10 protein-coding genes and 2 rRNA genes are annotated in these 14,321 nt (G+C 51.3%); 4 read left to right on the top strand and 8 right to left on the bottom strand.

Going from position 1 to position 14,321, the window contains the following annotated elements; translation table 11 throughout:
* Together BLW37_RS03515 and rrf are read left to right on the top strand one after the other, a co-directional pair.
* A 23S ribosomal RNA gene (locus tag BLW37_RS03515) occupies positions 1-156 on the top strand; the annotation flags it as partial.
* A 74-nt stretch (positions 157-230) separates the two neighbouring features.
* A 5S ribosomal RNA gene (gene rrf / locus BLW37_RS03510) occupies positions 231-345 on the top strand.
* A gap of 352 nt (positions 346-697) precedes the next feature.
* Here the strand turns inward: rrf and BLW37_RS03505 are convergent.
* Both BLW37_RS03505 and recQ read right to left on the bottom strand, forming a co-directional pair.
* Positions 698-3,559, bottom strand: a complete 2,862-nt coding sequence (locus tag BLW37_RS03505; RefSeq protein ID WP_171907529.1) for an EAL domain-containing protein — start codon at positions 3,557-3,559, stop codon at positions 698-700.
* Positions 3,560-3,649: 90 nt separating this feature from the next.
* Positions 3,650-5,464, bottom strand: coding sequence for a DNA helicase RecQ (gene recQ / locus BLW37_RS03500; RefSeq protein ID WP_091339460.1), 1,815 nt, complete (start codon positions 5,462-5,464; stop codon positions 3,650-3,652).
* Between the two features lie 128 nt (positions 5,465-5,592).
* On the opposite strand from recQ, the gene BLW37_RS03495 reads away from it, so the two are divergent.
* Both BLW37_RS03495 and rarD read left to right on the top strand, forming a co-directional pair.
* Entirely contained in the window at positions 5,593-6,045 is a 453-nt protein-coding gene (locus BLW37_RS03495) for a thioesterase family protein (protein ID WP_091339457.1), read from the top strand.
* Between the two features lie 63 nt (positions 6,046-6,108).
* The gene (gene rarD / locus BLW37_RS03490) at positions 6,109-7,014 is read left to right on the top strand and encodes an EamA family transporter RarD (RefSeq protein WP_091339454.1); all 906 of its coding nucleotides are present in this window, start codon (positions 6,109-6,111) and stop codon (positions 7,012-7,014) included.
* On the opposite strand, the gene recG is transcribed toward rarD, so the two are convergent.
* From recG to spoT, 6 genes are all read right to left on the bottom strand, one after another.
* Complete coding sequence (gene recG / locus BLW37_RS03485) at positions 7,011-9,092, bottom strand: ATP-dependent DNA helicase RecG (protein ID WP_091339451.1); 2,082 nt, start codon at positions 9,090-9,092, stop codon at positions 7,011-7,013. The genes rarD and recG overlap by 4 nt on opposite strands.
* 80 nt (positions 9,093-9,172) lie before the next feature.
* A complete protein-coding gene (locus tag BLW37_RS03480; protein WP_091339448.1) occupies positions 9,173-9,943 on the bottom strand; it encodes a substrate-binding periplasmic protein in 771 nt (256 codons plus the stop codon).
* A gap of 74 nt (positions 9,944-10,017) precedes the next feature.
* Positions 10,018-10,818, bottom strand: a complete 801-nt coding sequence (locus tag BLW37_RS03475) for a substrate-binding periplasmic protein (protein ID WP_091339447.1) — start codon at positions 10,816-10,818, stop codon at positions 10,018-10,020.
* A 57-nt stretch (positions 10,819-10,875) separates the two neighbouring features.
* The gene (locus tag BLW37_RS03470) at positions 10,876-11,661 is read right to left on the bottom strand and encodes a substrate-binding periplasmic protein (RefSeq protein WP_091339444.1); all 786 of its coding nucleotides are present in this window, start codon (positions 11,659-11,661) and stop codon (positions 10,876-10,878) included.
* A 46-nt stretch (positions 11,662-11,707) separates the two neighbouring features.
* Positions 11,708-12,100 carry a RidA family protein gene (locus tag BLW37_RS03465; RefSeq protein WP_091339441.1) on the bottom strand — a complete coding sequence of 131 codons (393 nt, stop codon included), beginning with the start codon at positions 12,098-12,100 and terminating at the stop codon, positions 11,708-11,710.
* 1 nt (position 12,101) lies between these two features.
* The gene (gene spoT / locus BLW37_RS03460; protein WP_091339439.1) at positions 12,102-14,219 is read right to left on the bottom strand and encodes a bifunctional GTP diphosphokinase/guanosine-3',5'-bis pyrophosphate 3'-pyrophosphohydrolase; all 2,118 of its coding nucleotides are present in this window, start codon (positions 14,217-14,219) and stop codon (positions 12,102-12,104) included.
* Positions 14,220-14,321: the final 102 nt, after the last annotated feature.

Here is a 14,321-nt window from a genome sequence, read left to right as displayed (position 1 = left end):
AAGCATCTAAGCGGGAAGCCGGCCACAAGATGAGTTATCCCTCAGACTTTAAGTCTGCTAAAGGGTCGTTGGAGACCACAACGTTGATAGGCAGGGTGTGGAAGCGTGGCGACACGTTAAGCTAACCTGTACTAATTGCCCGAGAGGCTTAACCATACAACGCCCAAGTGGCTTGTATGCACGCTATCGAAATCAGCTTGCTAGTTAAAGACAGACAAAACCAGTTTACGCCTGGTGGCAATAGCGCTGTGGAACCACCTGACTCCATTCCGAACTCAGAAGTGAAACGCAGCTGCGACGATGGTAGTGTGGCATTCGCCATGCGAGAGTAGTACACCGCCAGGCACCTTATAAAGCCAAGAGCCCACTCATTCGAGTGGGCTTTTTGCTTTATGCGCTGCGCGCAGTACTCCACACGCATGACAGTCGCCATGCTGGCTCGGTGCATCAACAAACTAGCCGCGAAAGCTGAGGCCTCGTTCAGATCGACATCAACATGTTTGAGCGTTAGCGACAAATGTACCGGGAGCACATTTGAACAGCTTTAGCTGGCCCGAAGGGCGCAGGGCAGGATGCCCGGAGTAGTTGTTGTGGCGAGCCTGAAGGAATGTTTCAGCCTGAAGCGACTGTGGACGCAGCCCCCTTTTGCAAGGGGTTTAAGAGTTGTGACATGAGATAGCGTGCGAGCATTAATGGACTAGCCAAGTTGTTGATATGCCTCAGTCAACAGACATGGTTTACTTAAGTGGTATCCCTGGAAAAAACGAACACCATAGTCCTTCATTAACTGATATGTTTCCTCTGTTTCAATATATGGCGCTATCGGCTCGATGCCCATGCTTTTTGCCATATCAACAATGCACCGCACGATTGCCATATTCAATGGCTCACTGGTTAACTTGCGCATGATATTGGCATCTATTTTTAGGTGGTCGAGTGGTAAATGTTTTAATAAACTGAAAGTGGATAGGCCGCTGCCAAAATTATCGAGGCAAATAAGGCAGCCCAGCTCACGCGCTTGGTTGATAAAGCTTACTGTACCTGATAAGAACTCGACAGCGACGTATTCATCGATTTCAAAACATATAGTGTTTGCATTGAGCTGGTAATGTCGCAATCTGTCCGAAATAAAGTTGATGAAGTCGGGATCAGCAATGGATGCTGCTGAAATATTCAGATGACTGCAAGCTGTTTTATTCAGTTCCGCTTGATGTTGATAAAGCCAAGCAAAGTAATGCTCAATGACCCAACGGTCAATACGCTCAGTAAGATTGGCTTTGCGTGCAGCCGGCATAAAGTTAACAGCGGGTATCAGGTGACCGGCATCTGCTTTGTAGCGTAATAAAATCTCGTAACGCGCTTTCTCTGACGGTGACTCTTGTTGAATATATTGCAGGTTGAGCACAAATTTATTGTCATTTAGTGCTTCACGTACCTTATTTTCCCACAGAGAATGTTCCGTGTGCGTCAACGCTTGATCAGAGGCATCTAATTGATGCATGTGGATACGATTGTAGCCCTTATTTTTAGCTTGCTGACAGGCCTGAGCGACCATCTGTAAAGCTTGATTTGCATCGCCATCTGTTGGTGTCATGTTGAGAACACCAATACTGATATGAATACGAAAAATATGTTCCTGCCAGATAAAACGAAACCCTCTTAACTCATCCAGTAACCGATAGGACTGAATAAAAGCTTCCTGTGACCCTTTATTTGGCAAATATGCAACAAAAGTATCCGCTGATAGCCGAGCTAAAGGTAGAGTCGTTAGTTCTTGTTGTAGTTTCGCGGCCACCTGCCGCAGCAGAGCATCCCCTGCTGCTTGTTCGCACTGCTCATTGATGCGTTTGAAATCAATCAGGTCAATTTGCAATAGAGCTCCGGACTCATTTGCCGACAGTGATTGTTGCAGCAGTGCGACGAATGATGATTGATTTAACAAGCCTGTTAGGTTATCAAGCTCATTAAGCTGTTGCTGGCGAAGTTTTGCATAGGCCTCTTCGCTAAGGGGCTTTAGCTTGCCGCATATAAGCTTTTCTTCTGCTCCTTGCATGGCAACATACTCAGCAGTGACAGCCACCAGAGCCCCAACACCATGCTCGCCAAAGAGCTGCATCACTACCGGATCCTCCTGCTGAATTGCCTTCGGATAAAGTAATGGCCAGTCCGGTAAGATGGTTTCCAGCAACAGCAGTCTAGCTCGAGCCGCTTGCTCCGCTGTGGGTGCAAGGCCGGTGATATCATAAAATCGGCTGTTGGCTTGTACTAGCTGGCCGTTTGCTGAGGCCACAAAAATGGCTTCATTCGATTGCTGAAAGAATAGGTGGCCGAAGTTTTGTTGGTTTAGGGGGGAAGCGCCAGCGTACTTAGTATAGTCGGCTGATTCTTGGTGATGTGCAAAATGATAACTGATAAATGCCATACTGACGATCAGACTCGCGAGAAGTGCGTGGTTCCACATCAATGGCAGTTGCAGCAAGCCAAATCCAGAGACCATCAGCAAGCCGCCGCACAATAATAAACACAACCAAGCCAGTGCAAAAAATCTTGCAGTTACATGGCCTTGTAAGAAGTGTGCAAATGAAACAAATGAGTTGCTGATTAGTACAGTTAAAGAGCACACTAGCAGGAGCAGGACGCGTAATTGGCCATCGGCAAATAATGGACTAAATAGCAAAATTAAGCTCAGCAACTGATTGACCAGAAATAACCAGCGCCAAGGCAGTCGTTGGAACGATGACAGTGCCAGGTAGGTAAATTGATTCAGGCACAACAGGGTCAGACCGGACAAAACATATAGAATGGCAGAGTTTATCTCGGGTTGATTGGGCCAGAGGTGCGCAAACGCCTGGCCACTCAAGGTCGCAATCACCAGGGAAAGGCTTAGATAACAGCCTGCTTGATAGAGGTAAAGCAGACGTTGTCTTCGCAGTAATAAATAGCAATTGTATAAAACCAGAGCGAGTAGTAAACCTTGGATAATACCTTCGATCAGGCTGAGCTGGGTTTGCGCTGCGTTAAAGTACTCCTGCTGCCATAAGCTAAGTTGCAGTGGCACTAAGCCTGCATCTTTGATCTTAAGGAAAACATCAATTTCCTGAGATGGCTCAAGTATCAGTGGAAATGCAAAGCTTGGGTAGGGCAACAGCCGCTCGACAAAAGGATAGTCACTACCCGTATGATACTGTTGCAATAAGCGATGTTGCTGCCGGTCAAACAGTACTTTTGTGACTTGATCGGCCAGCGGAAAATCGTAATGGATTATCGTGTTAAGCGAGCCTTCACCGGTGTATCGTAGCCGGACAAACAGCCAAACAACCTCACCAGGTTCAATCTGAGCCTTTTGTTGATCTTTAACGAGCTGAAAAGCATGGTGAAGGGCCGGGTTTAACAGAAAGTCTTCCACCTCGACATTGTCATCGGTGATTTGAAAATACAAGGTGTCACGCAGGGATAGTTGCTCAAGCTGCTGATCAATTACTTGGCTTTGGGCATAATGTGCTTGGCTGATGCAAGAGAACAGCATGCAAAAAAGAATCACCGCAATACGTGCAATCAAAGCATCCCTCTCTGAATAAATCCTGAGCAAGCTCATCTTAAAGTTATCTGGGCTTCAGGTCTATCTTTGCTCAGTGTTATCACACTTTTATCATGATAAGAGTTTGCCTGGGTCTTGCTCATGCGCCAGATAAGCTCCAATCTCCGCTAAAAAGGTGGCACCATAGCGACTGAGCTTGGTGAGGCCGACACCGCTGACTTGGAGCATGGAGTGCTCATTCTCTGGTAAACACTGGCACATATCGATCAAGGTTGCATCACTGAACACCATGAAAGGCGCGATATCTTCTTGTTCTGCCAATTGCTTGCGCAGCCGTTTTAAGCGGGCGAACAACGCCTTATCGTAATGCTGTGGTTTGCGCTTTTCTTTGCTACTACTGGCGTGCAGACGCGGTACCGCCAACTGCAAAGACTGTTCTCCCCGCAAAACCGGCCGGGCCACAGGCTGCAACTTTAAGGCGGCATGCTGAGTGATATCTTGTTGTAAAAAGCCAAAATGCACCAGTTGACGTAAGATGCTAAGCCAAAAATCATGGCTGTAATCTTGGCCCAGGCCCCAGGTGGATAATTGATGGTGGCCGTATTGCTGTACTTTTTGGCTGTTGCTTCCGCGCAGCACCTCGATGACATGGCCCATGCCAAAACGCTGGCCAACCCGATACACGCATGACAATGCTTTTTGAGCCAGCTCGGTGCCGTCAAATTGCTTGGGGGGGGACAGGCAAATATCACAATTACCGCAAGGCGTTTGCCGGGCTTCACCAAAGTAGTTGAGAAGTACTAAACGGCGACAGGTCTGGGCTTCTGCAAAGGAAGCCATGGCAGAGAAGCGCTGCCGGGCTACGCGGGCGCGCTGTTCGTTCTCTTCCTGATCGATCCAATGATAGATGCGGGCTACATCGGCAGGATCAAACAGCGTTAGAGCTTCGGCTGCCACGCCATCGCGGCCGGCTCGTCCGGTTTCCTGATAGTAGGATTCGATGGTGCGGGATAGCTCGTAATGGACCACGAAGCGGATATTGGATTTATTGATGCCCATACCGAATGCGACGGTAGCAACGATGACCTGAATATCATCGCGTTGAAAAGCATCCTGCACCTGGTTGCGGCGTTCGGAGTCCATGCCGGCATGATAAGCGGCGGTACTAAAGCCCCTTTCCAGTAGTTGGCTGGCCAGTTCATCCACTTTACGTCTTGAGTTACAGTAAACCACACCACTTTGGCCATCCTGTTGTTTTAAGTAGCTGACTAGCTGCTCCAGCGGACGAAACTTTTCCTGAATGGTATAGCGGATGTTCGGGCGATCAAAACTGCCAACGTATTCCTGGTGGTGATGCAGACCAAGTTGTTGCACGATATCCTGACGAGTAGCGGCATCTGCAGTAGCAGTCAGCGCCATGAGTGGCACCGTTGGAAAGCGCTCTTTGATAAGGGCTAGTGCCATGTAATCGGGGCGAAAATCATGGCCCCACTGCGAGATGCAATGGGCTTCATCAATGGCAAACAAGCTAACGCCAAGCTCGCTCAGGCGATCCAGAAACTGAGGTTGTAACAAGCGCTCAGGCGCAACATACAGCAGCTTCAACTGCTGCTGTCGTAGCTTACTGAAGATGGTAAGCACTTCTTCCCGGCTTAGGCTGCTGTTGATAAATTCAGCGGCAATGCCATTGGCTTTAAGCGCATCCACCTGATCTTTCATCAGTGACATCAGAGGAGATACGACCACTGTGACATGCGATAGCAACAAAGCTGGCAGTTGGTAACACAACGACTTACCACCTCCGGTTGGCATCAGAACAAAGCTATCCCGGCCAGCCATTGCAGCATCGATAACCTCCAGTTGCCCTGGGCGAAAGCTGCTGTAGCCAAAGTACGTTTTCAGATGCTGGAGTAGGGTATCGTGCACAGGGTTTCACAATTTGCCGGCTAAAGCGGCATTGTAATCAAAACAGACGCTGCTGTCTGCATTCCTGCCCTTGCCTGGCAAGGGAAAGCCAGTTAGTCTTGGCAGGTCCAACCAGAAGAGCTCAGACCATGAAACATGCTGATTTATTGCCATTGATTGCCACTACCTTCGAACAGATGCCGTTTAATCAGTTGCTTGGTTTGAAAGTCACCCGCTTTGATCTGGAGCAAGCGGAGGTCTGTTTTGACTGGTCTGAGCAATTAATCGGTAACCCTATGCAAAAAATCATGCATGGCGGTGTGATTGCCACAGTGCTGGATGTGGTGGGAGGCATCATGGCGGTATCCAGTGCACTGAGCCGGATGCAGGCGATCCAGCAAGATGAACTCTTTAGTCGATTGGGTAAGATGAGCACCATCGACATTCGCACCGATTACCTACGCCCAGGTAGGGGGCAGCACTTTACTGCAACAGCACGCGTGATTCGTAGTGGCAACAAAGTGGCTGTGTGCCGGATGGAGCTGCACAACGACACGGGTGTCCATATTGCGCTTGGGACTGGTACCTATTTAGTCGGCTAAATGCTGTCGTACTAAGTGCTGCTTTTGGTTAGAATGCAGGCCTGATACCTTACAGGCTTAGTCATGTCATTGACGCGCGAACAAAAACTAGGTGGTCTGGCGGCCATTAGTGCCTACACCCTTTGGGGCATAGCCCCGCTTTACTTTAAGCAAATTGCTGAGATTCCATCGCTGGAAATTCTGGTGCATCGCATTGTTTGGTCCTGCCTGCTGCTATTGATGGTTGTGGTGGCGATCAGGCAGTGGTCACAGGTGCAGGCCGTGCTCAGACAACCCACATTGCTTAGCCTGTTGCTACTGACTTCTGTGTTGCTGGGCTTTAACTGGTGGCTGTTTATCTGGGCCGTGAATCAGAATCATATGCTGGATGCCAGTCTGGGCTATTACATCAACCCACTGCTTAATGTCTTACTAGGAATGGTGTTTTTGGGAGAGCGTTTGCGTCGCATGCAATGGTTTGCCCTGGGGCTGGCTGCTTGCGCTGTGTTGTACCAAGTGCTGAGTTATGGAGCCTTTCCCTGGATAGCTCTGGCGCTGGCCGGTTCGTTTGCTATCTATGGTTTGTTGCGAAAAAAGCTGGCAGTGAATGCCATCATTGGCTTGTTGCTGGAGTCCTTGTTGTTGTTGCCGCTGGCCGTCTGGTATTGGTGGTTTGTGGCAGACAGTTATGCCGTCAACCTGCTGCATAACAGTTGGACGCTCAACCTGTGGCTGATGGCCGCCGCCTTGGTGACGACGGTACCGTTACTGTGCTTTATCGCCGGAGCCAGGCGCTTGCAGTTATCGACTATGGGCTTTTTCCAATACATAGGGCCAAGTTTGATGTTTGTGTTTGGCGTCTGGCTCTATCAGGAGCCGCTTGCTTCTGAGCGACTGGTAACCTTTGCCGTGATCTGGACTGCCTTGCTGATCTACAGCCTGGATGCCTTGCATGCCAACAGACAATCCACAGTTAAGCGCCTGATTTAGGCATTGGCAAATTGTTCTCGATTGGGTAGCCAGCGCCTTAGCAGTTGCTTGCTGGCGATTGGATGGTGCTGCCACAACTCAGTGGCCAGTTGACGCGCTGCCGGTAACAGGTACTCATCCCGTTCTAAATCAGCAATTTTAAGCTGAGCCAATCCGGTTTGGCGGGTACCCAGTAACTCGCCAGGGCCGCGGATTTCCAGATCGCGCTGCGCAATCACAAAACCATCGTTGCTGTCTCGAAGCACGGCTAGCCTGGCCTGAGCGGTTTGCGACAGGGGAGCGTGATACAGCAGTACGCAGTGTGAGGCAGTACTGCCACGACCAACCCGGCCACGCAATTGATGCAGTTGCGCCAGGCCAAGCCGCTCCGGGTTTTCAATAATCATCAGGCTGGCATTGGGGACATTGACACCAACCTCAATCACCGTGGTGGCTACTAGTACATCCAGCTCCCCCTGACTGAAAGCTTGCATCACCTGCTGTTTTTCCGCAGGTTTTAAGCGGCCATGCACCAGGCCTACACGCACATCCGGTAAGGACTCCTGCAAGGCGGCACAGCTTTGCTCTGCAGCCTGGCACTGCAGTACATCCGATTCTTCAATCAGGGTGCAGACCCAATACACCTGGCGCTGCTCTTCTGTTACCGATGCCTGCACACGGTCAATCACCTGTTGTCGCCGCGTGTCCGGTATCGCCACCGTAGTGACTGGTGTTCTTCCCGGCGGCAGCTCATCAATAATCGAGGTATCCAGATCAGCATAGGCCGTCATGGCAAGCGTTCGGGGAATCGGGGTTGCGGTCATGATCAACTGGTGCGGTGCGCGGCTGTCAACACCGCCTTTTTCACGCAAGGCCAGGCGTTGGTGCACACCAAAGCGGTGCTGCTCATCAATAATCACCAGTGCCAACTGATGGAAATGGACATCCTGCTGGAACAGCGCATGAGTGCCTATCACCATGGCGGCCTCACCGCTTTGGATCAAGTGCAACTGCTGTTGCCTGGCTTTGCCTTTGCTCTTGCCTCCCAGCCAGGCTACGGTCAGCCCCAGGGGTTCGAACCATTGACGGAAGTTCTCGGCATGCTGCTCTGCCAGGAGTTCGGTCGGCGCCATCAAAGCCACTTGATATCCGGCAGCAATCACTTGCAAGGCGGCCAGAGCCGCCACCAGGGTTTTGCCTGAACCCACATCGCCCTGCACCAGACGTAGCATTGGCACCGCTTTGGCAAGATCGGTGTGGATCTCTGCTACCACGCGCTGCTGCGCTGCTGTTGGCTCAAAGGCCAGTTGCTGCAAAAAGTGATGGATCAGCGGGCTGTCCGGTTCTGGTACAGCAATGCCTTGCTGCGCCTGGCATTGCTGTCGTAGCTGAAACATGCTGATTTGCTGCGTGGTCAGCTCCTCTAAGATCAGTCGTTGCTGTGCCGGGTGCTGGCCCTGCTCCAGTTGCTCTAAGCTGGCATCCGGTGGCGGCCGGTGTAAATAAAGCAGTGCATCTGTCAATGTCCAGCCTTGCTGGCCATTGGCGGGAAGGTATTCCTGTGGGCTGAAGCGTTGCAGGTAACCCAGTGCTAATTCGGTCAGATTGCGCCAACTGGCTTGTTTCAGGCCTTCAGTACTGGGGTAGATGGGGGTCAAGCTTTCTGCCACTGTGATGTCGTCAGTTCCCTGCACGACTTTGTATTCGGGATGCATCATCTCCAGGCCTCGTAAGCCACGTCTGGCTTCACCAAAGCAGCGCAGTTGCACCCCAGGGCTGACCGCGTCTTTTTGCGCGGCACTGAAATGAAAAAAACGTAACGTCAAACTGCCGCTGTGATCACGCAGCTTGAGCAACCAGGAGCGTCGCTTGCCAAACTGGATTTCACTGCTCTGTACCGTACCCAGAATAGTGGTATGCATACCAGGGAGTAAGTCGGCAATGGCGCAGACCCGGGTTCGGTCTTCGTAACGTAGCGGCAAGTGAAACAGAATATCCTGCACACTGTGGATCCCCAGCTTTTGCAGACGCTCGGCCATTTTGCTACCGACGCCCTTTAATTGGGTAATGGCAAGGTTGTTGAGTTGAGTTGCTGGCACACATAGGTCCATGGTGTTACTTTATTGTGTCAGTGTACCCTGAACGGGCTGGATGAAGCCAGAGCCAGGTACTAGCGGGGTTAATACAGGCGGGGTTGCTCTTGCAGTCTGGGATCGAGGGTGCCGTCGGCGATCATGGCGGCAATAGCTTGCTGCAACATAGGTACCAGGTGTGAATGGACGCTGGTTTTAGACAAGGCAACATGAATGTAGAGCGGTTCGCGGGACTCAAAGGTAAGGCTTGCAAGTGTAAACTGCTGTTGGTATTCAGGTATTCGGCTAAACCAGTTCAAAGCATACTCTTCGGTTGTTACCATGGCATCTGCACGATGCATTTGGAGCATTTTTAAGCCAGTCTCAACAGAGTCAATCACCGTGCTGTGCGGATGTCCTGCAATGACATTAAGGGTTTGATGATTGTAGGTGTAGCCTCGGACTACCATCAAATGAAGCCGGTTCAGCTCTGCAATGGAGGTGATGTCCTGTTGCTGCTGACGGATAATCAATACCTCGGGACGTGCTAAAGCGTATGGCAGCATGTACATCACCTTTTCACGCTGCTCGCTGGTGTTCAGCCGGACCATTAGATCTACCTCGCCTTGCTCCATTAACCGCAAGCATCTGGCGAAGGGGGTGTTTGGGCTAAACGTCAACTCAAAGCCTGCCCGCCTGGCAAGCTCCAGCATAAAGTCGACCGTTGGCCCGTATGGCATACCTTCCGCTGGATAGGCGTGGTAACTTGGCAGGTCATCCAGGCACCATTCAAGCTGAGGCTTCGCAGCAGATTGTGCTGTTGATGGGGCAAAGGCATGAAGCAACAGCAACAGAGTGAACAACAGGTTTCTAAGCATGCATAAATGTCAGAATAAATCCAAAGTTCAGCTTAGCACAAAACCTCCTAAAAGCAGTCTTGCATAATTTTCAATCAGTGGTCTGAGGCAACGGTTTGTGGCAAATTATGAAAGTAATGAGGGATTAAGCCATCGGCTACCATCGTTTCAATGGCCTCGGCCAGCTGTTGGCGAAGGTGTGCGTATGGACTGGCTTTGGCCAGGGCTAAATGCACGAAGCTAGCCTCATCCGGCTCAAGATCCAGACTGGCGACTTTGAACTGCCCATGGTAATCCGGGTTGCTTTGAATACGATTTCGTGCAACTTCAAAGGAACTGATCAGGGCATCGCCACGCCCGATCAGCAGCATTTGGAGCCCGGCATCCTGAGAGTCGATGGGGATGCTGCGTGTCTGTTGAGCCAGTTGCTTCAGCGCCCGGTGGTTGTAGTTATAGCCTCGCACAACAAGTAAGTTAAGCTCTGCCAACTGATGGAAATACTGCACATCCGGGCTGTCTTTGCGTATTAGTAAGACTTCAGTTCTGGCCCGGTCAAAAGGGATCAAATGCATATAGCGGCGGCGGTCCGGGCTGTCATTCAGGCGTATCATCAGGTCCGTTTTGCCTTGCTCCATTTGACGTAAACAGCGCGAAAAAGGAGTGTTTGGGCTAAAACGCAAGCGAAAGCCAGCACGTTGTGCCAGTTCTTGCATAAAGTCGACGCTAGGTCCAAAAGGCTTGCCATCGTCCGGGTAATCATGACGGTAGGGCAGGTGATCAAGGCACCACTCCAGCTCTGGTTTTTCTGGGGTGTCAGGCTGCAGCTGAGCTCCTGCAGGGACTGGTATCAGGAACCAGGTGAGCAGCACGGCAAGTGGTAGGGTGCCTGGTCGCACAGTAGCTCCACTTTGGTTTGAGATACTTTGACTATAGCAGATGACCTGGCTTCGTGGTTATTGGGCCGGTGCGCCAGGTAGGGCATGAAAGTAACGATGCACCAAATCATCGGCAATCATCGACTCTACGGCAAGGCGCAATTGCTTTTCCAGCCGAGCATTCGGACTTGCTTTGGATAAACCAATGTGAACATAACGAGGCTCTGCCAGCTGAATCGCCAGACTGGCCGTTTTAAACTGACCATGATAGCGGGGGTTCGTTTGAATGAGGTTCCGTGAGCTCTGTACCGGTGCCAGCAAGGCATCAGCCCGGTTGAGCAGCAGCATATTGAGTCCTGAATCCAGCGAGTCCACTTCGATGGTTTGTTGGTGACGGGCAATAATATTCAGAATATCAGCATTGTAGGTATAGCCACGGATCACCATTAGGTTCAGATGACTTAGCTCGGCGACAGACCAGATATCAGGGCTTTCCTGGCGCAGTAATATTACCTCAGGCCGGGCATGATCATAGGGGATCAGATGCATATACTGCGCGCGCTCCGTACTGGCGTTGAGGCTGGTCATGACATCGGTTTTTCCTTGCTCCATCATGCGCAGACAGCGTGCGAAGGGCGTGCTGGGGCTAAAGCGTAGCTGTACACCCGCGCGCTTAGCCAATTCTTGCATAAAATCAACGGTAGGGCCGTAGGGGTTACCATGCTCGGGGTAGTGATGGCGGTTGGGAAAATCATCCAGGCACCACTCAAGCTCTATGGGTTCAGCAGCCGAAGGCGCTGCCTGCAGCGACACCGGCAGTAGAAAACCAATCAACAAAGCAAAGGTGGTGCGGATTCCTGTCATCTTCAGGCGTACCTTTGATGGTAGCAGCGCCAGGGCTGCCAGCTGCTTAGTAAGTGGAAGGGACTTCCATCACGCCATCGATCTCAATTTGAGCACTGCGAGGCAAGGCGCTGACCTGGACTGCAGCTCTGGCCGGGTAGGGCTCGTTAAAATACTGGCTCATAATGCTATTAACCGTGGCGAACTGACTTAGGTCGGTCAGGAAAATATTGACCTTGACCATATCATTCAGGCAGCCACCAGCTGCATCACACACGGCTTGTAGGTTTTTAAATACCTGATGGGTTTGTTCGCTAAAGTCTTCGGACACCATCTCCATGCTAGCCGGAACCAGTGGGATCTGACCGGATAAATAGACAGTGGTGCCAATTTTGACGGCCTGGCTGTAGGTGCCAATTGCCGCAGGGGCTGCATCGGTTCGGATAATGACTTTGGACATCTTACTTCCTTCTGTAAATTTTCTGCACATCCGGCATGACGCGGATTTTCCGCATGACATTGGCCAGATGCACCCGGTCGCGCACCGACAGGGTAATGTTAATGATGTATTCACCGGTATCCCGATCATCGGTCGCCAAATCCTGAATATTGGAATCCTGGGTAGCAATCAGTGCGGTCAGTTTCGCCAGGACGCCCTGACGATTGATGATATAAACCCGGATATCGCACAAAAAGTGCTTGTCCTGGGTTTGATCCCAACGAACCGGGAAGTACTTGGCTGGATCTTTTTCCCAGCCTTTAATATTACGGCAATCGCTACGATGCACGTTCAGGCCTTTGCCTGGTGAGGCATTGGCTACAATGGGGTCACCAGGGATGGGGCGACAACATTTGGCAAAGGTCAGCAACATGCCTTCGGAGCCAACAATCACAGCTTTGCTGTGGCTTTGCTCCTGCGCTGGCAAGGCGTCATCAGGTGTATCAAAGTCGCCCAGTAAACGACGGGCAATGGCGATAGGCAGCTGGTTACCGAGGCCAATCTCTACTGCCAGCTCATCCATCGATTTTTGCCGGGCGCTTTGCAGTACCTGTTCGACGCGATCGGGCGCGATATCTGCCAGTTTGACATCGCCCAGTGCGGAGTTCAGCAAGCGATAACCTAAGCTGGTCGCCTCACTTAGCTGCTGTTTCTTCAAATAGTTACGAATCCCCAAAATGGCGCGGCTGGTCACCACATAGTTCAGCCAGTTGGCGTTGGGTTTACCGCCCGGGCTGGTGATGATCTCTACCGTCTGGCCTGTTTCCAGCGGCCGGCTCAGCGGGTAAGGCTTGCGATCGATTCGGGCGCCGACACAGCGATTGCCGACATCGGTATGCACCGCGTAGGCAAAATCGACCGCAGTGGCATCAATCGGCAGTTCAATGATTCGACCCTTGGGGGTAAAGACATAAAGTTCGTCCGGGTACAGCTCGGATTTGACGTTCTCGACAAACTCATGGGTAGAGCCGGCACTTTGCTGCAGCTCCAGCAGGCTTTGCATCCAGCGTCTGGCCCGGATTTGCGCGGTGGTGCCGCTGTGCTCACTGCCGGCTTTGTACATCCAGTGCGCTGCAATGCCTTTATCGGCCATTTCATCCATCTCGGAAGTACGGATCTGGATCTCCACCGGGATGCCGTGCGGACCAATCAGTGAGGTATGCAGCGACTGATAGCCATTTTGCTTTGGAATGGCGATGTAGTCCTTAAAGCGAATTTCAATCGGCTTGTACAGGTTGTGCACCACACCTAAGGTGCGGTAACAGTTGTCGATGCTCTGTACGATGACCCGAAAGGCATAAATGTCCATCACATCATTGAACATTCGCTCTTTATTTTTCATCTTCTGGTAGATGCTGTACAGGTGTTTCTCGCGTCCGGACACTTCGGCTTCAATACCGGCATCAGCAATGCGGCTGCTGATTTCACCTTTGACCTTTTCCAGCAATTCACGGCGATGGCCGCGTGCTTGTTGAACTGCCGATTGCAGCGCTCGGTAACGCATCGGGTATAAGGCCTTGAAGCCGGAGTCTTCCAGTTCATTTTTAATGTTGTGAATGCCCAGCCGGTTGGCTATGGGGGCATAGAGTTCCAGCGTTTCACGGGCGATGCGACGACGCTTTTCCGGGCGTAGGGCACCAATGGTACGCATATTGTGCGTGCGATCGGCCAGCTTGATCAGGATCACCCGGATATCCTGCGTCATCGCCATAAACATTTTTTGCAGGTTGGTAACTTCAAATTCCTGATAATCTTTGAATTTGACTTTATCCAGCTTACTGACACCCTGCACCAACTCGGCCACCGTATTGCCAAAGCGCTCAGCCAGATCCTCTTTGCTAAAGGGGGTATCTTCAATCACATCATGCAGCAGGGCGGCCATCAGGGTTTCATGATCCATCCGCATATCGGCAAGGATGCTGGTGACGGCTACGGGATGGGTAATGTAAGGTTCGCCGCTGGAGCGCATTTGCGGGGCATGCGCCTCTCTGGCCAGCAAGTAGGCTTGCTGGATCTGCTCCACCTGGTCGGCGGGCAAGTACGCTTGAATTTGCTGCTTTAAACCTTCAAACAAATACACCTGAACCCCCCATACAGCATCAGGACAAATCAGCGAAGATGCTTCTTACTGCATTTATATCAGAATCGGGCGGTGATGAGTAGGTTGCCAGCAGCAAAAACG

This window comes from Alkalimonas amylolytica (assembly GCF_900107845.1).
Lineage (GTDB): Bacteria > Pseudomonadota > Gammaproteobacteria > Enterobacterales > Alteromonadaceae > Alkalimonas > Alkalimonas amylolytica.
This window is presented reverse-complemented; position numbering and strand designations above follow the sequence as displayed.